Raw genomic sequence first — 18400 nt, forward strand, 5'->3', positions numbered from 1 at the left:
GGTACTCCCATCGGCATGTCAGGGGCTGGTCAGGCGGTAGCCGTACCTGCTCATGAGCGGCAGCGCGGCGAGGGTGCTCAGCGCGACGCTCGAGGCCGGCAGGGCGGTGCGCCAGGCGTCGTCGGGCCTGATGGCCACCGGCCCGGTGCGCAACCGGTCGGGATTTCCCGTCACGGTGTGGTTGACGCCGAGCCGGGCGGCGTTCCCGTCGATCACCGGGCCGGGCGGCGGGAGGCCCGCCCACGCCATGACCTGGCCGATCGTCTCGGCGGGCCGCGCGGCGAAGTCCTCGTACCTGAGCCTGAGGCACCTGCCGGGATAGGCGCGCGCGATCCACTCCGACGCCGCGTTGAAGCCGGTCCAGTACGCGCTGCTGCGCAAGGGACTCATGGCCGGGATGTAGCCCTTGGCGCGGTGCCACGAGTAGGCGGTCGCCCTGGGGTCGCGCACCATGTGCAGCACCTGGGGCCGCAGGTCGGGCAGGCCCATGAGGTGGGCCGCCTCGGCGGGGAACTTGGAGGTGTCGACGATCACCTCGGCGTCCAGCGCCGCGCCGATCGCGGTGTAGAGCCGCCGCTTGACCTCGCTGATGCGCCGCACGTCGCGCGGCGGCCGGGCCATGCCCCGTGCCTCGCGCAGCCGCTCCTGGGTGAAGCGGGTGCGCAGGCGGGCGTTGTGCAGGCCGATCATCTCCGTCGCGAGGGTGTGACCGTCCAGCTCGCGCAGCACCCGCCGCCACACCTCGCAGTCCTGCAGGTCCTTGCCGCAGCCGCAGGTGCTGTTGGTGCCGGTGCCGAGCACGCCGTTGGACCACAGGTAGTTGAGCTCGCCCACGTGCGCGACGCCCGGCAGCTCGTTGAGCAGGTTGCCGAGCAGCGTACTGCCCGACCTGCACCAGCCCGTGACGTAGAGCACTCGCGGCGCTGCGGGCGTCATCGGCTCGCGGTCCGTCCGGCGACGGCGCTCTCACTGCTTGGCTTTGTGGCAGCGGGCTTTGTGGCGGGTGCTCTTCCGGCGGCGGCTTTTCTGACGGCGGTCACCAGGCGGTCGCAGTCGGCCAGGTCCAGGTTGGCCGAGAGCGGGATGTCGATCGCCTCGCTGACATAGCGCGCCGACGTCGGGAAGAGGCTCCGCGCGGCCTCCGGGTTGTCGCCGAGCAGGAAGCGCCAGTTCCAGAAGGCGCGTACGTTGACGTCGTCGCGGTCGCCGAGCGCGCGGGCGTCGACCCCCTCGGCCGCGACGGCCCCGGCGAACGCGACGCACTCCCGCGGCGTGGCCCCCGGCAGCCGGAAGACCAGCGCCTCGCCGAGGTAGGCGCCGGGCGCCACCGGCTGCCGCAGCGCGATCCCGTCGAGGTCGGCCAGCCGCTCGGCCACGTAGTCGTAGTTGCGGCGATGGGCGGCCAGCCGGTCGGGCAGCCGCTGGAGCAGGGCTCCGGCCAGCGCCGCCCTGATCTCGTCCATGCGGAAGCTGAAGATGGGGTACGCCCGGTCGTCGACGTCCGGGACCTTGCCGGGGAAGTGGCGGCCCATCCGGCCTTCGTAGGCGCCGCTGTAGACCACCGCGCGGGCGTACGCCTCGGGGTCGTCCGTGAGCAGGAACCCGCCTTCGCCGGTGTTGAGCGACTTGTCGGACTGGGTGCTGAAGGCGCCGAAGTGGCCGAACGTACCCAGGTAGCGGCCGTCGAGCCGCGCGCCGAGGGCGGGCACCGCGTCCTCGACCACCAACGCGCCGTACTCCTCCGCCAGTCGGCATATTTCCGGCATGTCGCTGGCGAAGCCGCGCATGTGCACCACGACGACCGCCTTGGCGCCCTCGTCGAACACCCGGCGCAGGTCGCGCACGTCCAGGTGCAGGTTCTCGTCGCACTCCACGAGCACCGGCCGGTGCCCGGCGAGCAGGATCGCGCTCGGCGTGGCCGCGAAGGTGAACGCGGGGCAGGCGATCGGCGAGCCGGCGGGCAGCTGGAGCGCGAGCAGACTCAGGGTGATCGCGGTGGTGCCGCTGGCGCAGGCCAGCGCGTGCCCGGCGCCGAACACCTCGCACAGCCGCCGTTCGAAGAGCCCGGTAAATGTCTCCTCGTGCGGTCGGAAATCGTAACGGAAGAACAACCGGGCGCGCAGCGCCTCGATCGCCGCGGCGATGTCCTCCGGGCTGAGGAAGACATCACCCTTGTCATAAGTGGGCCAGGTGGTCAGAGGTGGATTCACCGGTCCCTCGAATCTGTTGGTACAAATAACGTGAGCTATTTGGTCGGGTAGTGAATTACGCGCTGGACCTAAGAGCCGACTATCGCGGCAAGTCCCCGGAAAGACAACCCCCCTCGCGTGTGTCACAAATGCGTGATAAGCCGTCGAAGAACCTCGGCCCGAGAAAGGAACGAGTCAGTGACGGTCTCCACGCTGAACGCCCTGAACGCCGCCTGCCCCGATCGGGTGGTCGGACCCGGCCACCCCGCTTATGACGAGGTGCGGCTGCTCTTCAACGGCATGCACGATCTACGGCCGCGGCTGATCTGCCTGCCGCGCGACGTCGCGGAGCTGCGGGCGGTGATCCGTACCGCCCGCGAGTCCGGGCTGGTCACGGCGGTGCGCGGCGGCGGGCACAACGTCGCCGGGTACGCCTCCGTTGAGGACGGGCTGGTCATCGACCTGCGGCTGATGAGCTCGGTAACGGTCGATCCGGGCGAGCGCACCGCCACGGTCGGCGGCGGCGCCACCTGGAGCCAGGTGGACCTGGCGACCACCGCGTACGGGCTGGCCACCACGGGCGGCACCTTCGACACCACCGGCGTCGGCGGCCTGACCCTGGGCGGCGGCCTCGGACACCTGATGGGCAGATACGGCCTGACCTGCGACAACGTGCTCTCCTACCAGCTCGTCACGGCCGCGGGGGAGGTGGTCGAGGTGGACGCGGAGCGCGATCCCGAGCTCGACTGGGCGCTGCGCGGCGCGGGCCACAACTTCGGCGTGGTGACGGAGTTCCGCTTCCGTACGCACCCGGTGGGCCTGCTCTACGGGGGCTGCGTGGCCTATCCGCGTGCCGAGCTCGGCCGGGCCGTGCGCCTGTTCCGCGAGCTCATGCTCGACGCGCCCGACGAGCTCAACTGCACGCTGTTCCTGAAGAGGTACGGTCCCACGCACGTCCCGGCGGCGGTGATCTGCGTGGCCTACAGCGGTGACGACGAGGGCTACCGGGCGGCGCTGGAGAAGCGGCTGCGCGGGCCGGAGCTCCTCGACTGGCAGCTCATGCCCAGGTCGTACCTGTCGCTGCAGGCCGCGCTCGGCCGCCTGGCGTTCGGGCTCCGGCACTACTGGAGCGCCCGCTTCGCCGACGCCCTGCCGGACGCGCTGGCCGACGCGCTGGTCGAGCGGTTCCTGGCCGGCCGCTGGCTGGGGCCCTTCAGGGACGGGATCCTCGTCGAGGCGCTGCACGGCGCGGTGCGGCGGGTGCCCGCCGAGGCCACGGCCGTGCCCTTCCGCGGCGCCGCCTTCAACGTCACGGGCACGGCGATCTGGACCGACCCGGCCGCCGACGAGGAGCAGACCGCCTGGGCGCGGTCCGTCTCGGCCGCCGCCGAGCCGTACAGCCGCTGGGGCGACGGCTACATCAACTATGCGTCCACCGGCGACCGGGCCAGGAAGACCTTCGGCGAGACGGCCTTCGACCGGCTGACCTCGGTGAAACGGCGGCTGGACCCGGACAACTTCTTCCGCGCCAACTACAACGTCGCGCCCTCACCCGTCCGCTGAGCCGCGTCCACCGGCTCAACGATGCGTCGCCCCCGGGGTCATCACCAGGTGGACGCCGTCCAGGGCGGCATGACCTTCACTGGTGGGACCCGAGTCCTTCACCGCCAAGGAGTTCTCGTGATCGTCCTCGGATACAACGGGTTCGGTAAGGTCGCCGAACTCTTCGCGCGTTATTACGGGTCGACGGGAATCGACCGCCACATGCTCTACGGCCACGATTCCTCGGCGGCCCTCATCGTTGACGGGGAATTGGTCGCGGCCGTCGAGGAGGAGCGGCTCAATCGCGAGAAGAAGACCGCCCGGTTTCCGGCCCAGGCCATCGAATGGGTTTTAAGGGCGGCCGGGAAAACGTACGAAGAGGTCGATGTCTTCGCGCATTCCTGGCGTTTCTCCCAGGACGTCATGAACAACATGATCGCCGAGATCGTGGACACCGACGCGCCGGTGGACAAGAAATTCGCCAGGCTGCGGCGGCTCGACGACACCTATTCCAGGATATTCAGCCAGGAGGCCATTCTCGCCGACTTCCACGAGCACACGGGTCACCCGCTGACCGCCGAGAAGCTGGTCACGGTGCCGCACCACCTCGCCCACCTGATGACGGGCTACCACCTGTCCGGGGGCGGGGAGGCGGCCTTCGTGGTCAGCGACGGCCGGGCGGAGTGGCTGTCGGCGATCCTCGGTGAGGTACGCGACGGCAAGGTGCGCCTGTTCGACGACGCGACCGTGGACGGGGACAACTCGCTGGCCCTGCTGTTCGCGGTGCTGACCAGGTATCTCGGCTTCATGCCCAACAACGATGAGTACAAGGTCATGGGCCTGGCCGGCCACGGCCCGCCGCCGGAGCCCAACCCGCTGCTCAAGCACGTGGTGGCGCTGACGGACAACGGCCGCTACACCATCCCCTACGCGCCGCGGGCCGTACGCGCCTATTACGCGCTGTTCGACCGGATCTTCGACACGGACCCGGACGGCCGGGAGGACTTCGACGTGCGGGTCCGGGTCGCCGCGGCCGCCCAGGAGATGGTCGAGGCGGTGACGGCCCACCAACTGCGCGCGCTGGAGGAGCGCAGCGCGCTCCCGAAGCTGCTGTTCGAGGGCGGCCTGGCGCTGAACTGCGTCAACAACACCAAGCTGCTCGAAGGCTCCAGGTTCGCCGAGATGGACGTGAGCTTCGGCGCCAGCGACCCCGGTGTGGCCATCGGCGCCGCCTTCTACGCCAGTCAGGAGGCGGGCGACAAGCCGCGGGTCTCCGGCTCGCCGTACCTGGGGCCCGCGTACGGCGACGAGGAGATCCTCGCCACGCTCGACGCTCACGCGGGGCGCGTCGAATGGCGTGAGCTGGCACCCGGCGACGTGGCGCGGGAGACGGCCGCGCTGCTGCGGGAGAAGTGCGTGCTCGGCTGGTTCCAGGGCCGGACCGAATACGGGCCACGCGCGCTGGGCAACCGGAGCATTCTGGCCAATCCCCGGTTCGGCGATATCAAGGACATCATCAACGACCGGATCAAGCACCGGGAGCCGTTCCGGCCGTTCGCGCCCGTCGTCCTGGAGGACGTGGCTCCCGAGGTGTTCGAGATGGGGAAGAAGCGGGCCTCGCCGTACATGACGTTCGTCTTCCCCGTACGGCCCGGCTACCGCGACCTGATTCCCGGCGCCACGCACGTGGACGGCACGTCCAGGATTCAGACGATCCGCGAGGAGGACAACCCGCTGCTGGCGGAGTTGCTCCGCGCCTTCACCGAGTTGACCGGGGTGCCCTGTCTCATCAACACCTCGTTCAACGTGGCCGGTGAGCCCATCGTGTGCTCCCCGGCCGACGCCATGGACTGCTTCCTGAAGACCGAGATGGATTACCTCGTGCTCGGACGGTTTGTAGCCACCAAATCAGCTCAGCGTTGACAACCATTTCAACGGTTTTCCGGGGAGGGGCAAGGCATGTCTCCTGGCGAGGAGTTCGCGTGGGCGGTGGCGGGCTCGCGGAACGGCGGCGACGTCGAGGTACCGTACCGTCTGGCGCTGACCGAGGCGTTCCCGCTGTTCAAGACCCGGCCGCGCTACACGGTCCGGCACCTGCTGAAGAGCGCGAAGGTGGGCGACGGGCAGGTGCCCTACGTCCACGAGGCGCCACCGCCCGAGCCGGCGCGGTCGGGGACGTCGTACGCCGAGACGCCCGAGTCCGTCTTCGCCGCCAGCGTCCGCGTGGCCGGCCTGACCGAGGTCAAGGTCGGCGTGCCCGTGCCCAAGGGCGTGCTCGACGAGCCCGGCCTGCTCGCCGCCTTCGTGGACTACCGCGTGCTCGTACGGCTGTCCACGGTCGAGAACCAGATCCTGCTGCACGGCTCGGGCGACGGCGCGATCGACGGGCTGCTGCACCTGGCGGAGTCGCGCCACGCGCCGTTCGACGGCGATCCCGAGGACGTGCTGACCGCGGCGGCGGCCGAGGTCGAGGAGACCGGCGGCTCGTGCGACGGGATCGTCACCCACCCCGGCCTGTACTGGAAGCTGGTCCGGGACGGGACGCTCGACCGGCTGGCGACGGCCGGGATCCGCGTCTCGCGCACCCGCATGATCGGCGCGGGGGACGCGCTGCTCGGCGACTTCCGCGCGGCCGTGACGCTGCTCGACCCCGCGCAGTCCACGCTGCGGCTGCGCCGGGACACCGAGGTCATCGAGGCGAGCACCCGCGTCGGCCTGGCCGTACATCTGCCGCAGCACTTCCTGCTGGTCTCGTGAGAGGTGTCTGGTCATGGACCTTGGCTTGAACGGACGTGTCGCGCTGGTGGCGACGGCCAGCAGCGGGCTCGGGCTGGCCGTGGCCCGCACGCTGGCGGCCGAAGGCGCGCATGTCTCCATCTGCGCGCGCGAGCCCGACCGGCTGGCGCGGGCGCACGCCGAGATCGACGCCGCGGGTCCGGGACGGGTGCTCAGCACCAGCGTGGACGTGCGCGACGAGGCGGCCGTGGCCAAGTGGGTGGGGCGCACCGCCGACGAGTTCGGCTCGCTGCACATCGTGGTCAGCAGCTCGGGCGGGGTGCCGCACGGGTCGCTGGAGGAGTTCGACGTGCCCGTGTACCGGCGGGCGCTGGAGGACAACACGATCCCGCACGTGAGCGTCGTCCTGGCCGCCCTGCCGCACCTGGACACCGGCTGGGGCAGGGTGCTGATGCTCACCTCCGAGGCGGTACGCCAGCCGCTGCCCCTGACCGGCCTTTCGGCCGTGGCCCGGCTGGGCGTGCTGGGCTTCGCCAAGGGCCTCGTGCCGAGCCTCGGCCCGCGCGGCATCACCGTGAACGTCCTCGCCCAGGGCTTCCACCGCACGCCCGCGCTGGACCATCAGTTCGGCGACGAGGCGGATGCGGCGCTGGCGCGGGTGGCCGAGGGCCTGCCGATGCGCAGGATCGGGCGGCCGGGCGACTTCGGGGCGATCGCCGCGTTCCTGGCCAGCGAGCACACCTCCTTCATCACGGGCGTGGTGCTGCTGGTGGACGGCGGCAACACCCGCGGCCTATGAGCGGTCCTGCTGATGGACGGCGGCGCCTGCGGCCTGTGACCCCCTGGGCGCGGACGTTCGCCGGGCTGGTGGCGGCGCTGTTCGTCACGTTCACGGCGTTCGGCGCGGCGGTGCCGGTGATCCCGCGACTGGTGACCGAGGAGCTGGGCGGCACGCCGTTCGCCGTCGGCGCGGCCTTCACCGCGACCGCGGCGGTAACCCTGGCACTGCGCCCCTACGGTGGCCAGCTCGCGCAGCGCTTCGGCGGTCGCCGGCTGATGCTGGCAGGCTCGGCGCTGGCCGCCGTCATCGGCGCCCTGTACGCGATCCCGTGGGGCCTGCCCGGCCTCATCACCATCCGGCTCGTCATGGGCGTCGCCGAGGCGTTGTTGTTCACGGCGGGCTCGGTGTGGACGGTCCAGCTCGCGCCCGAAAACCGCCGGGGCCAGATCGTCGGCTGGTACGGCCTGGCGATGTGGGGCGGCTTCATGGCCGGGCCCGCCCTGGGCGAGACGCTGTACCGTCTCGGCTCCTACCCGGCGGTGTGGGCCGCCGCCGTGGTCCTGCCGCTCCTCGCCGTCGCGGTGCTGAGCCTGCTGCCGTCCGGCGCGCGGCTGCCGGTCGTGTCGCGCAAGCTCATCCCGGGCGCGGCCGTGCTGCCGGGGCTGGCGCTGGGCATGGGGGCGTTCGGGTACGGCGTGCTGGTGGGCTTCGGCGCGCTGGCCCTGTCCTCCAGAGGGATCTCCAACGGGCCCGTACTGCTGAGCGTGTTCAGTGCCGCGTACATCGCGACCCGGCTCGTGGCCGGCCGCCTCCCGGACCGGCTCGGCCCGATGCCGGTGATCGTCGCGTCGAGCCTCGCGCAGGCCGCCGGCCTGGCCATGATCGGGTTCGCGCCCGGCTGGTGGGTGGCGGCGGCGGGGGCGGTGCTGTCGGGGGCGGGGTTCACCCTGCTCTACCCGTCGCTCGCGATGATCACGATCAGCCGGGCGCCGGAGGCGGAGCGGGGGGCGGCGCTGGGGGCGCTGAGCTCGCTGTACGACATCTTCTTCGGGCTCGCGGGGCTGGTCGGCGGGGTGGTCGCGGACATCAGCTATCCGGGGGCGTTCGCGCTGGCGGCGGCCGTCGTACTCGGCTCACTCGCGCTCGGCCCGCTGGCGACGCGCCAGATCCCTGCGCGGCGGTCAGGTTGACCTGAGGCCCGAACGGCGGTGGGCGATGGAGATCAACGGCGGTCAGGTTGACATGAGGCCGGAGCGATAGGCGAAGGAGACCAGCTGCGCCCGGTCCTTCGCCTTCAGCTTCGCGCGGAGCCGGTGCAGATGTGTCCGTACCGTACTGACCCCGATGTACAACTCTCCCGCCACCTCCTCGGTCGACCGCCCCTGCGCGACCAGGAGCAGCACCTGCTGCTCGCGCGGCGTCAGCCCGGCCAGCGTGGGCTGTTCCAGTTCGGCGGGAGGGGGCTCCCGCTGCCTGAACCAGTCGACCAGCCGCTGGGTCACGACGGGCGAGAGCATGGTCTGCCCCCGGCCCGCCGCCCTGATGACGGCGACGACCTCGTCCTGCGTGGAATCCTGGGTCAGCAGCCCGTTCGCGCCCGCGCGCAGCACGTCGGTGACCGTCTGGTCGGTATGGTCGACGGTGAACACGACCACCCGAGGCTCGGGGTCCAGCTTCTCGGCCCGTAATCGCTGGATCAGTTCCAGCCCGGACAGCCCGCCGAGGGTCAGCCCGGTGACCACGACCTCGGGATGATGCTTGCGGGCGAGCATGATCGCATGGACGCCGCTGTCGGTGGTCTCGATCACGTTGACGTCGTCCCGGGAGGCCAGGATCGACAGTAGGCCGAACCGCGTGATCGCGTATTTATCACAGATAATCACTCTTAGTGACGCACTGCACATGCGAACTCTTTTCCGTGATTTGTGGGCAGCATGTCACATCTGTTCGGTTACGCCGGGGATGTACACGCGAAATCAGGGATTTCTAGGGGGCGCGACATCTTGACATTTGGTCCGACTTGGAGCTGGACGAGTGGGTAATGTGCTGTGGCGTGTGCGACAGGTGGGGCGGCGGGGGCGATTATCCCGTCTTTAAGCCGATTTGCCCTTGGTGCCGTTCGGGCGGGATGACCTACTGGTTCGAGAGCAAGAACAGCGTGTAGGCCGCCAGCGTCGCGGCGTCCGTGATCTCGCCGTCGCGGATCATGGCCTCGAAGTCCGTGCGCTTGAACCACCGATGCAGCAGGTCCTGCTCCTCGACCTCCAGCTCGTTGGGCCCCGGCTCCAGTCCGGTGGCCACGAACACGTCGAAGCTCTGTGACGACATGCCCTTGGCGCAGCTCAGCCGTCCCAGGTGCCGCATGTCCGCCGCCGTCAGGCCGGTCTCCTGGCGCAGCTCCTCGCGTGCCAGGTGCTCGGGGTCACCGGTCCGCATCTGCGGGAACGTGCCCTGCGGGAACTCCCACGACCGGGCGCGGATCGGGTAGCGGTACTGCTCCACCAGGTGCAGCCCGTCGTTCTCGACCGGGATGACCAGCGCGTAGTCGGGCTTCTCGACGTAGGAGTAGATGCCTTCGGAACCGTCCAGGCGGCGGATGCGGTCCTCGCGCATGCGCAGGTACGGGCTCTCGTACACGACCTCGGTCGAGAGGCGCCTGATGGGGTGCTCGCTGTCCGGTCGTACGTCCATGGCTCCTACTCGGTTCGCGCGGTGAAGTCGGCGAAGTCGAATCCCGGTGAGACGACGCAGCTGACCAGGACCTCCTCGCCCCCGGCGGGCCGGGCCGACTGCCACACGCCGCCCGGCACCACGGCCTGCGGCACCTGGCCGTCCTCGACCAGCGGGCCCAGGATGACGGTCTCGTCGCCGATGGTCAGGTCCAGCGGGCCGCCCCGATGCCACAGCCACACCTCGTCGGACCGGACCACGTGCGGCACCGACTCCTCACCGGGACCCAGCAGGAAGTAGATACCGGTGGCGGAGGAGCGGGGCCCGGGATAACCGGCGGGCAGGAAAGTGACGGGACTCCGCCAGGTCTCGCGGAACCAGCCCCCCTCGGGATGGGGCAGCAGGTCCAGGGCGCGGGCGATGGGCGGGCGCTCCACGAACGCGATCGCCGCGCCGGTGACGTCACGACGCAGGAAGCGGGTGCCGTCGAGGACCAGCTGGCCGTCCAGTTCGCTGGCCAGGGCCTCAGCCTCGTCGGCGACCTCGATGGACGGGCCGCTGGGATAGATCGTCAGCTCCACGTGGGTGATCCTACGTGCTGGGGTTCGCGGCGGCGGTGAGGTCGTTTGGTGGCGAACGGATCGCCCGGGTGCCGGTGTGCCGACGAGTGCGGTGGACCGACTGACAGGAACGCAGCGGAGCGACTGACAGGAGTGGGGTGGAGCGACTGACAGGAATGGGGTGGAGCGACGTCGTCTCACCCTGACCAGTAGCCGTGTGGATCTTCTTGATGGATCGGTTGGAGGGGCGGTAATTGTCGGTCGAGCTGGCTAGTCTGCGGCAAGTGATCGAACGGTGGAGCCGTGATCAGGTGCTCGCTCTCGCCCCCGACGCCTCGTCCCAGAAGGCGGCGCAGGGCGTGGCGGCACCTGGCAAATGGAGCTTGCGCGGCACGACTGACGACGTGCTGTTCGGTGAGTGCAAGGGGAGCGGGGCCACGCCCTATATGGCGTGCGTCGATCTCTCCGAGCCCGCATATCGGTGCAGTTGCCCCAGCCGGAAGTTCCCGTGCAAGCACGCGCTCGGGCTGCTGCTCATGTGGTCGGCAGATGGGGTTCCCGCCGCCGATTCGCTGCCGCCGTGGGCCGCGGAGTGGGTCGCCATGCGTACGGAACGTGCCGCCAAGGCGGCGGCCAAGCTCGAGGCCGCCCGCGCCCGTGCCACTGCGGAAGCCGAGAGCGACCCGGAACCGGCCGACTGGCCCGAATCGGATCCGACACCGAACGCCTGGTCGGGTGGCGACCCAAGCACAGCGTCGGACACGTCCTTGGGTTCGGGCACGTCCTCGGGCTTGGGCTCGGGCTCGGGCTCGGAAGGTGGGCAAGGCTCGGGCGCGGCGGCTGGCGGTGGGTCCGGTCTGGGCTCCGGGCCGTCCTCCACTGGTAGGTCAGGTGGTGGGCGGGGTGCAGGGGTCGAGTCCGTACGGCATGCGCGGGTGAGTGCCGGACTGGCCGAGCTCGAACGGTGGCTGGCCGATCAAGTGCGGCAGGGCCTGGCGGGGACCGACGCCGACGAATGGGACGACCTAGCCAAGCGCCTCGTCGATGCCCAGGCGCCGGGCGTCGCCAACGCGCTCTCCCGGTTGCGGGAGGTGCGCATGGCCGACGACTGGCCGAGTCGGCTGCTGGCCGAATACTCGCTGATCAACCTGCTGGCGGTCGCCTACCGGCGGCGGGCCGAGCTGCCTGGGCCGTTGCGCCAGACCGTCCTGATCCGCGCGGGCTTCCCCGTCGCGCGGGAGGACGTGCTGGTTCGGCCGGCCGTACGCGACCGGTGGCACGTGGTGGGCAGACGCGACGAGGAACACGACCGGCTGACCGCCCGCCGGGTCTGGCTCCGGGGCCATGACACGGGCCGGGCGGCGCTGATTCTGTCCTTCGCCGCCTCCGGCCAGCCGCTCGACGCCTCGCTGGTCACCGGCACCATGATCGACGCCGACGTCGCCTTCTACCCGGGCGCCGCACCCCTCCGCGCCCTGGTAGCCACCCGCCACGCCATCCCTCGAAGCCTTCCCACTGACCGGACCACCTTCGCCGGCCAGGGCGACGCCCCCGACCGGAGCGTCCCCGACGGCCGGGCGGATCTCGGCGGCCGGGTTCCGCCCGGAACGTCGCCGGAGGAGGCGCTCGGCGAGATCGCCGCCGCCGTGGCCGCCGACCCGTGGACCGACTCCTGGCCCGTCGTGCTGGCGGGCGTGGTTCCTGGCCGCACTTCTGTGGGCGGATTCCCGCTGCACCCGAGGTCACGTGACCCATGGCGGCTGATCGCCGTCTCCGGCGGGCGGCCGGTGACCGTGGCCGCCGAGTGGACCCCACTGGGCCTGCGCCCGCTGACCACCTGGGCCGACGACGGAACGGCGGTGATCCTGTGACCTGGGACGACCTGGCATCGACGGCACTGGTCGGCACCGACCGCAGGCCGCACGAGGGAGACCTGCTTGAAAGCGCCGCCGTAGAAGTGGTGCGCCGCCGCGCCGGTCAGCAACTCATCGAGACGACCAAGGCCGAGACGACCGAGGGCGACAGGGCCGACGGCCAGGCGACAACGCGTGAGGCGACAGCGGGCGAGGGGGCCGAGAGCAAGGCACCGGCCAGTGAGGCGGCAGTGGGTGAGGCAACCGAGCAGGGGTGGGCGAAAGACGAGGAGTTGCCCGCCGTGACCGCCCTGGCCGCCGAGCGTCTGGCCAGGATCCTGGGCGGCGAGTACGACCGCCTGCTCCCCGAATGGCTGGCCGCCGCCTCCACCGCAGGCCGCAGAGTGCCCCCGTATGTTCTGCCCGAGCTCCTCGACCGGGGCAGACGCGACCACTCCATCAGAGCAAATCTCGGCCTGGTCGCCGGGCAGCGTGGCAGGTGGCTGGCCGCCCTGAACCCCGACTGGGCGTACCTGCTCGAAGAGCCGACCGGCGAGACGTGGGAGCTGGGCAGCTCGGCCGACCGCCGCGCCTACCTGAGCCACTTCCGAAGGCACGACCCCAAGCAGGCCAGGACGCTGCTGGAGGCGGGCTGGGAGCGTGAGGGGCCGGACGATCGGGCGGCGTTCGTCGAGGTGCTGGCCGACGGGCTGTCGATGGACGACGAGCCGTTCCTGGAGCAGGCGCTCGACGACCGCAGGCGAGAGGTACGCCAGCAGGCCGCCAACCTCCTCACTCGCCTCCCCGAATCGCGCCTGGCCCAGCGCATGGCCGTACGCGCGCGCAGCTGCCTGACCGTCACCAGAAGCACGATCATGGTCGAGGCACCCACAGCGTGCGACAAGGCGATGGAGCGCGACGGCATCCGGGCCAAGCCCCCGAGAGGCACCGGCGAGCGGGCCTGGTGGCTCCAGCAGGTCATCGCCCGCGCGCCCCTCGCTCTCTGGGGCAGCCCCGCCAAGCTGCTCAAGATGAAGATCCCTGACTGGGACGGTGAGGTGAAGACCGCCTGGGTGCGCGCGGCCGTGCTGCAGCGGGATCCGGAGTGGGCGCGGGCGATGTTCGCGTGGGACCCGATCGCGGACCTGCTGGAGGCGCTGGGGCCGGACGAGCAGCAACAGCTTGCCGCCGATTTCGTGAAAAAGCATGACCTGGACAGCCAATTGATCATGGTGCTGGGCGGTGTGTCCTCGCACTGGCGGGAGAAGCTGGCGACGGCAGTCCTCCGCAAGATCACCAAAGTGGCCACCACCCAGCCGTGGAACCTCGGTGAGCTGATCAAACTGGCCGGCGAGCACATCGACCCGGCGCTCGCCGAGCTGGCCGAGAACTACTCGCCCGTTCAGCCCATCCAGCAGGTCGCCGCCCTGCTGCGCTTCCGTGCCGACCTGATGAAGGAGCTCTCATGACCGTTCTGCGCGCCCATGCGGAAGATCAGTACGCCGAGGAGCTGGCCGTGCTCGCCAAGGACGACGACCGGACCAGGCCACCAGGCTGGAAGTTGTCGCCGTGGGCCGTGACCACGTACATCCTTGGCGACGGCCGGCAGATCACCCCGAAATACGTGGGCGCCCGCCGCATCGTCGAGGTCGCCGTCGCCACCCTGGCCACCGACCGCGCGCTGCTGCTGCTCGGTGTGCCCGGCACGGCCAAGACCTGGCTGTCCGAACACCTGGCCGCCGCGATCAGCGGCGACTCCACCCTTTTGGTGCAGGGTACGGCCGGGACGGCAGAAGAGGCCATCCGCTACGGCTGGAACTACGCGCGATTGCTGGCCGAGGGCCCGTCCGTCGAGGCGATGACCCCGTCGCCCGTCATGCGGGCCATGGCCGAGGGCCGGATCGCCCGCGTCGAGGAGCTCACCCGCATGCCCTCCGACGTACAGGACGCCCTGATCACCGTCCTGTCGGAGAAGACGCTGCCGATCCCCGAGCTCAACCGCGAGGTCCAGGCCGAACGCGGCTTCAACGTCATCGCCACCGCCAACGACCGCGACCGGGGCGTCAACGAGCTGTCCAGCGCACTGCGCCGCCGCTTCAACACCGTCGTACTGCCGGTGCCCGCCACCGCCGAGGAGGAGGTGGACATCGTCTCGCGCCGCGTCACCCAGCTCGGCCGCTCGCTGGAGCTGCCCGAGACCAGCACGGGGCTGGCGGAGATCCGCCGCGTGGTGACGGTGTTCCGGGAACTGCGTACGGGTGTGACGGAGGACGGCCGTACCAAGGTCAAATCACCCAGCGGCACCCTGTCCACGGCCGAGGCCATCTCGGTGCTGACCAGCGGCATCGCCCTCGCGGCCCACTTCGGCGACGGCGTGCTACGGCCCTCCGACGTGGCCGCCGGGATCGTGGGCGCGGTGGTGCAGGAGCCGGTGTCCGACCGGGTGGTGTGGCGCGAATACCTCGAAACGGTCGTGCGCGAGCGCTCCGACTGGCGCGACTTCTACCGCGCCTGCCGCGAGGTGTCATGAGCGTCTTGATCCTCGGCGTCCGGCACCACGGCCCCGGCTCGGCGCGCGCCGTACGCGCGGAGCTCGAACGCCTCCGCCCCGACCTGATCCTCATCGAGGGACCTCCGGAGGCCGACGCGCTGGTCGCGCTCGCGCCCGAGCTGGAACCGCCCGTCGCGCTGCTCGCGCACGTGCCCGGCCAGGCGTCCAGCGCGGCCTTCTGGCCGTTCGCCGGGTTCTCGCCCGAGTGGCAGGCCATCCTGTACGGCACGGCGGCCGGCATCCCGGTACGCTTCTGCGACCTCCCGGCAGCCCACAGCCTGGCCGACAATCCCGAGCCTGTGCCCGGCTCCGGCCCCGAGCGCTTGCGGGTCGATCCCATCGGCACCCTGGCCGCCGCAGCCGGTTACGACGATCCCGAGCGCTGGTGGGAGGACGTCGTCGAGCACCGGGGCGACACCCCGTTCGAGGTGATCGCCGAGGCCATGGCCGCCGTCCGCGAGGGCCAGGAGCCCGACGAACGTGAGGCCAGGCGCGAGGCGTACATGCGCAAGACCCTCCGCACCGCTATCAGGCAGGGCCACGACCGCATCGCGGTGATCTGCGGCGCCTGGCACGTCCCCGCCCTGACCGCCCCGCTGCCTCCGGCCAAGGCCGACGACGCCCTCCTGCGCGGTCTGCCCAAGGTGAAGGCGCAGCTGACGTGGGTGCCGTGGACGTACGGGCGGCTGGCCTCGTGGAGCGGCTACGGCGCGGGCATCTCCTCGCCCGGCTGGTACCACCACCTGTTCACCGCCCCCGACCGGCCCGTGGAGCGGTGGCTGGCCGGAGCGGCGGCGGTGCTGCGCGACGAGGGTCTCGCGGTGTCGTCCGCGCATGTCATCGAGTCCGTACGCCTCGCGCACAGCCTGGCCACCCTGCGCGGACGCCCGCTGGCCGGGCTCGGCGAGGTCACCGAGGCGGCCAGGGCGGTGCTGTGCGAGGGCGACGACCTGGCGGTGGAGCTGATCCAGCGGCGCCTGGTCGTCGGCGACCGGCTCGGCCATGTCTCCGACGGCACGCCCATGGTGCCGCTCCAGCGCGACCTGCGTGAGCAGCAGCGACGGCTCAAGCTGAAGCCCGAGGCGCTGGACCGCGCGTTGGGGCTCGACCTGCGCAAGCCGCTCGATCTCGACCGCAGCCACCTGCTGCACCGGCTGCGGCTGCTCGACGTGGAGTGGGGGGTGCTCGGGGAGGCCAGGGGCAAGGGGACGTTCAGGGAGACGTGGACGCTGCAGTGGCGGCCGGAGTTCGACCTGGCGCTCGTCGAGGCGGCGGCCCTCGGCATCACGGTCGCCTCCGCCGCCGCGCAGCGGGCTCGCGACCTCGCCTCGGCGGCGTCGGTGACGCTGGCCGACCTGAGCGGGCTCGTCGAACGCTGCCTGCTGGCGGACCTGCCGGAGGCGCTGCCCGAGGTCCTGGCCGCCCTCTCGGCCAAGGCCGCGCTCGACACCGACGTCACTCACCTGATGGCCGCGCTGCCCGCGATGGTCCGCGCCCACCGCTACGGCGATGTACGCGGCACCTCGGCCGAGGGCCTGGCGGTGATCGTCCGGTCCATGCTCGACCGCATCTGCGTCGGCCTGCCCGTCGCGGTCACCGGCCTCGACGACGAGGCGGCAGCCGCACTGCTCAGCGGCGTCGACGCCGTGCACACGGCCGTCGCACTGATGTCAGAGGAGCCGACCGGCTCACCGCCGGACGCCGTCGGGCAGGAGCCGACGGAACCGGTCTCCCGTCAGGCGGCGTCGCCGCGTAGTCGGTGGCTGGTCACGTTGCGTGGGATGAGTGACCGTCCCGACCTGCACGGGCTGATCGAGGGACGACTGACCAGGATCCTGCTCGACGCCGGCGAGCTCGACGACGCCGACGATCGGATGTCGCGGGCGATGTCCAGGGGCCACGCGCCCACCAGGGCCGCCTCCTGGATCGAGGGCTTCCTGGGCGGCGGCGGGCTGCTGCTGGTGCATGATCCGAGGCTGCTCGGCCTGGTCGACGCCTGGCTGACCGGGCTGGACGGCGAGCAGTTCGTCGACGTGCTGCCGCTGCTCCGCCGTACGTTCGGGAGCTTCGCCGCCCCCGAACGCCGGGCGATCGGCGAGCGCGTCCGATCGGCGGAGCGGTCGGAGCGGTCGGAGTGGTCGGGGCGGGCGGGGGAGCAGGCCGTGGACGAACAGCGGGCGGCGGCGGCCGAGCGAACCGTACTGGCGATCTTGGGGAGAGCGCGGACCGGCGGGAGAGAGCATGACTGAGCGTATGGATGAGCGGCTGCGCAGGTGGCGGCTGGTGCTGGGCGGCGGCGACGCCGACGGCATCTGCGCCGGTCGCCAAGGAGGCGCGGGCGGCGGGCTCGAAGGCGCCGACGCGGACATGGACCGGGCCCTGGCCGCCGTGTACGACCGCGACGGCGGCCTAGGCGCCTCGGCGCCACGGGTGGCACGGTGGCTGGGCGACATCAGAACCTATTTCCCCTCGACCGTCGTCCAGGTCATGCAGAAGGACGCGATCCAGCGGCTCAACCTCACCAGGCTGCTGCTCGAACCCGAGATGCTGGAGGCCGTCGAGCCCGACGTACACCTGGTCGGCACGCTGCTGACGCTCAACCGGGTCCTGCCCGACCAGGCGCGCGAGTCGGCCAGGACGGTGGTGCGCAGGGTCGTACAGGAGCTCGAACGCCGGCTCGCCCAGAAGACCAGGGCCGCCGTCACCGGCGCGCTCGACCGCTCGGCCAGGACCCACCGGCCCAAGCGGGTGTCCGACATCGACTGGGACCGGACGATCAGGGCGAACCTCAAGAACTACCTGCCCGAGAAGAACACGGTCGTCCCCTCGCGGCTTGTCGGCTACGCGCGCAGGCAGCGGTCCGTGCAGCGCGAGGTGGTGCTCGCCATCGACCAGAGCGGTTCGATGGCGGCCTCGGTGGTCTATTCGAGCGTGTTCGGCGCGGTGCTGGCCTCGATGCGGTCGCTCAAGACGTCGCTGGTGGTGTTCGACACGGCGGTGGTGGACCTGACGGATCAGCTGCACGACCCGGTCGAGCTGCTGTTCGGTACGCAACTGGGCGGCGGTACGGACATCAACCGGGCCATCGCCTACAGCCAGGGCCTCATCACGCGCCCGACCAACTCGATCTTCATCCTCATCAGCGACCTCTACGAGGGCGGTGTGCGGCAGGAGATGCTGCGCAGGGTCGCCGCGATGACCCAGGCGGGCGTCCAGGTGATCGTGCTGCTGGCCCTGTCCGACGAGGGCGCGCCCTTCTACGACCACGAGAACGCCGCCGCGCTGGCCGCGATGGGGGTGCCGGCCTTCGCGTGTACGCCCGACGCGTTCCCGGACCTGATGGCCGCCGCGATCGAACGCCGCGACATCGCCCAGTGGGCCGAACGGCACATCGGCATGGGTTCCTAAACCCCGCTGAAGGGCCGCGACACCAGGTCGCGGCCCGTCAGCGCCGGTGGTGCGTGGCCGGGGTTTCAGAAGCAGGCGGGCAGTGCCCCGCTTGGGCCACGCGGGGCTTG

Annotated in this window: 15 protein-coding genes; 10 read left to right on the forward strand and 5 right to left on the reverse strand. The window is 71.1% G+C overall.

From position 1 onward, the window contains the following. Positions 1-18: 18 nt before the first annotated feature. Positions 19-936 carry a sulfotransferase gene (locus tag AB0L53_RS15670; RefSeq protein WP_363993552.1) on the reverse strand — a complete coding sequence of 306 codons (918 nt, stop codon included), beginning with the start codon at positions 934-936 and terminating at the stop codon, positions 19-21. Next, a complete protein-coding gene (locus AB0L53_RS15675) occupies positions 933-2210 on the reverse strand; it encodes an aminotransferase class I/II-fold pyridoxal phosphate-dependent enzyme (RefSeq protein WP_363993554.1) in 1278 nt (425 codons plus the stop codon). Before AB0L53_RS15675 ends, AB0L53_RS15670 begins: the two co-directional genes overlap by 4 nt. A 177-nt stretch (positions 2211-2387) precedes the next feature. Between AB0L53_RS15675 and AB0L53_RS15680 the strand changes: the two genes are divergently transcribed. The 5 genes from AB0L53_RS15680 to AB0L53_RS15700 all read left to right on the forward strand — a co-directional run bounded on the left by AB0L53_RS15680 (position 2388) and on the right by AB0L53_RS15700 (position 8438). After that, positions 2388-3752 (forward strand): FAD-binding oxidoreductase, encoded by a 1365-nt coding sequence (locus AB0L53_RS15680; RefSeq protein ID WP_363993556.1) that lies wholly within the window; start codon positions 2388-2390, stop codon positions 3750-3752. 117 nt (positions 3753-3869) lie between these two features. After that, positions 3870-5654 (forward strand): carbamoyltransferase C-terminal domain-containing protein, encoded by a 1785-nt coding sequence (locus tag AB0L53_RS15685; RefSeq protein WP_363993558.1) that lies wholly within the window; start codon positions 3870-3872, stop codon positions 5652-5654. Positions 5655-5690: 36 nt separating this feature from the next. Beyond that, entirely contained in the window at positions 5691-6488 is a 798-nt protein-coding gene (locus AB0L53_RS15690; RefSeq protein WP_363993560.1) for a family 3 encapsulin nanocompartment shell protein, read from the forward strand. Between the two features lie 13 nt (positions 6489-6501). After that, entirely contained in the window at positions 6502-7266 is a 765-nt protein-coding gene (locus AB0L53_RS15695) for an SDR family oxidoreductase (RefSeq protein WP_363993562.1), read from the forward strand. Positions 7267-7301: 35 nt separating this feature from the next. Continuing rightward, positions 7302-8438: an MFS transporter gene (locus AB0L53_RS15700; RefSeq protein ID WP_363993564.1), complete on the forward strand. Its 1137-nt coding sequence runs from the start codon at positions 7302-7304 to the stop codon at positions 8436-8438. 42 nt (positions 8439-8480) lie between these two features. On the opposite strand, the gene AB0L53_RS15705 is transcribed toward AB0L53_RS15700, so the two are convergent. The 3 genes from AB0L53_RS15705 to AB0L53_RS15715 all read right to left on the reverse strand — a co-directional run bounded on the left by AB0L53_RS15705 (position 8481) and on the right by AB0L53_RS15715 (position 10499). Further along, positions 8481-9131 (reverse strand): response regulator transcription factor, encoded by a 651-nt coding sequence (locus AB0L53_RS15705; RefSeq protein ID WP_225289552.1) that lies wholly within the window; start codon positions 9129-9131, stop codon positions 8481-8483. 250 nt (positions 9132-9381) lie between these two features. Beyond that, entirely contained in the window at positions 9382-9939 is a 558-nt protein-coding gene (locus tag AB0L53_RS15710; protein WP_357960318.1) for an NUDIX hydrolase, read from the reverse strand. 5 nt (positions 9940-9944) lie between these two features. Further along, positions 9945-10499 (reverse strand): cupin domain-containing protein, encoded by a 555-nt coding sequence (locus AB0L53_RS15715; protein ID WP_363993566.1) that lies wholly within the window; start codon positions 10497-10499, stop codon positions 9945-9947. A 263-nt stretch (positions 10500-10762) separates the two neighbouring features. Between AB0L53_RS15715 and AB0L53_RS15720 the strand changes: the two genes are divergently transcribed. The 5 genes from AB0L53_RS15720 to AB0L53_RS15740 are packed head-to-tail and all read left to right on the forward strand — an operon-like array spanning position 10763 to position 18290. Then, complete coding sequence (locus AB0L53_RS15720; RefSeq protein ID WP_363993568.1) at positions 10763-12349, forward strand: SWIM zinc finger family protein; 1587 nt, start codon at positions 10763-10765, stop codon at positions 12347-12349. Then, a complete protein-coding gene (locus tag AB0L53_RS15725) occupies positions 12346-13800 on the forward strand; it encodes a DUF5691 domain-containing protein (protein ID WP_363993570.1) in 1455 nt (484 codons plus the stop codon). Before AB0L53_RS15720 ends, AB0L53_RS15725 begins: the two co-directional genes overlap by 4 nt. Next, a complete protein-coding gene (locus tag AB0L53_RS15730) occupies positions 13797-14861 on the forward strand; it encodes an AAA family ATPase (protein ID WP_363993572.1) in 1065 nt (354 codons plus the stop codon). The genes AB0L53_RS15725 and AB0L53_RS15730 overlap by 4 nt, the downstream gene beginning before the upstream one ends. After that, the gene (locus AB0L53_RS15735; RefSeq protein WP_363993574.1) at positions 14858-17131 is read left to right on the forward strand and encodes a DUF5682 family protein; all 2274 of its coding nucleotides are present in this window, start codon (positions 14858-14860) and stop codon (positions 17129-17131) included. The genes AB0L53_RS15730 and AB0L53_RS15735 overlap by 4 nt, the downstream gene beginning before the upstream one ends. After that, complete coding sequence (locus AB0L53_RS15740; RefSeq protein WP_363993576.1) at positions 17124-18290, forward strand: VWA domain-containing protein; 1167 nt, start codon at positions 17124-17126, stop codon at positions 18288-18290. The genes AB0L53_RS15735 and AB0L53_RS15740 overlap by 8 nt, the downstream gene beginning before the upstream one ends. Positions 18291-18400: the final 110 nt, after the last annotated feature.

The organism is Nonomuraea sp. NPDC052129, from assembly GCF_040680095.1.
Taxonomy (GTDB): Bacteria; Actinomycetota; Actinomycetes; order Streptosporangiales; family Streptosporangiaceae; genus Nonomuraea.

What these genes read in the sequence shown, in the direction of transcription:
- AB0L53_RS15670 (WP_363993552.1), bottom strand. Translation starts at nt 936, where the DNA reads ATGACGCCCGCAGCGCCGCGAGTGCTCTACGTCACGGGCTGGTGCAGG.
- AB0L53_RS15690 (WP_363993560.1), top strand. Translation starts at nt 5,691, where the DNA reads ATGTCTCCTGGCGAGGAGTTCGCGTGGGCGGTGGCGGGCTCGCGGAAC.
- AB0L53_RS15695 (WP_363993562.1), top strand. Translation starts at nt 6,502, where the DNA reads ATGGACCTTGGCTTGAACGGACGTGTCGCGCTGGTGGCGACGGCCAGC.
- AB0L53_RS15710 (WP_357960318.1), bottom strand. Translation starts at nt 9,939, where the DNA reads ATGGACGTACGACCGGACAGCGAGCACCCCATCAGGCGCCTCTCGACC.
- AB0L53_RS15730 (WP_363993572.1), top strand. Translation starts at nt 13,797, where the DNA reads ATGACCGTTCTGCGCGCCCATGCGGAAGATCAGTACGCCGAGGAGCTG.
- AB0L53_RS15735 (WP_363993574.1), top strand. Translation starts at nt 14,858, where the DNA reads ATGAGCGTCTTGATCCTCGGCGTCCGGCACCACGGCCCCGGCTCGGCG.
- AB0L53_RS15740 (WP_363993576.1), top strand. Translation starts at nt 17,124, where the DNA reads ATGACTGAGCGTATGGATGAGCGGCTGCGCAGGTGGCGGCTGGTGCTG.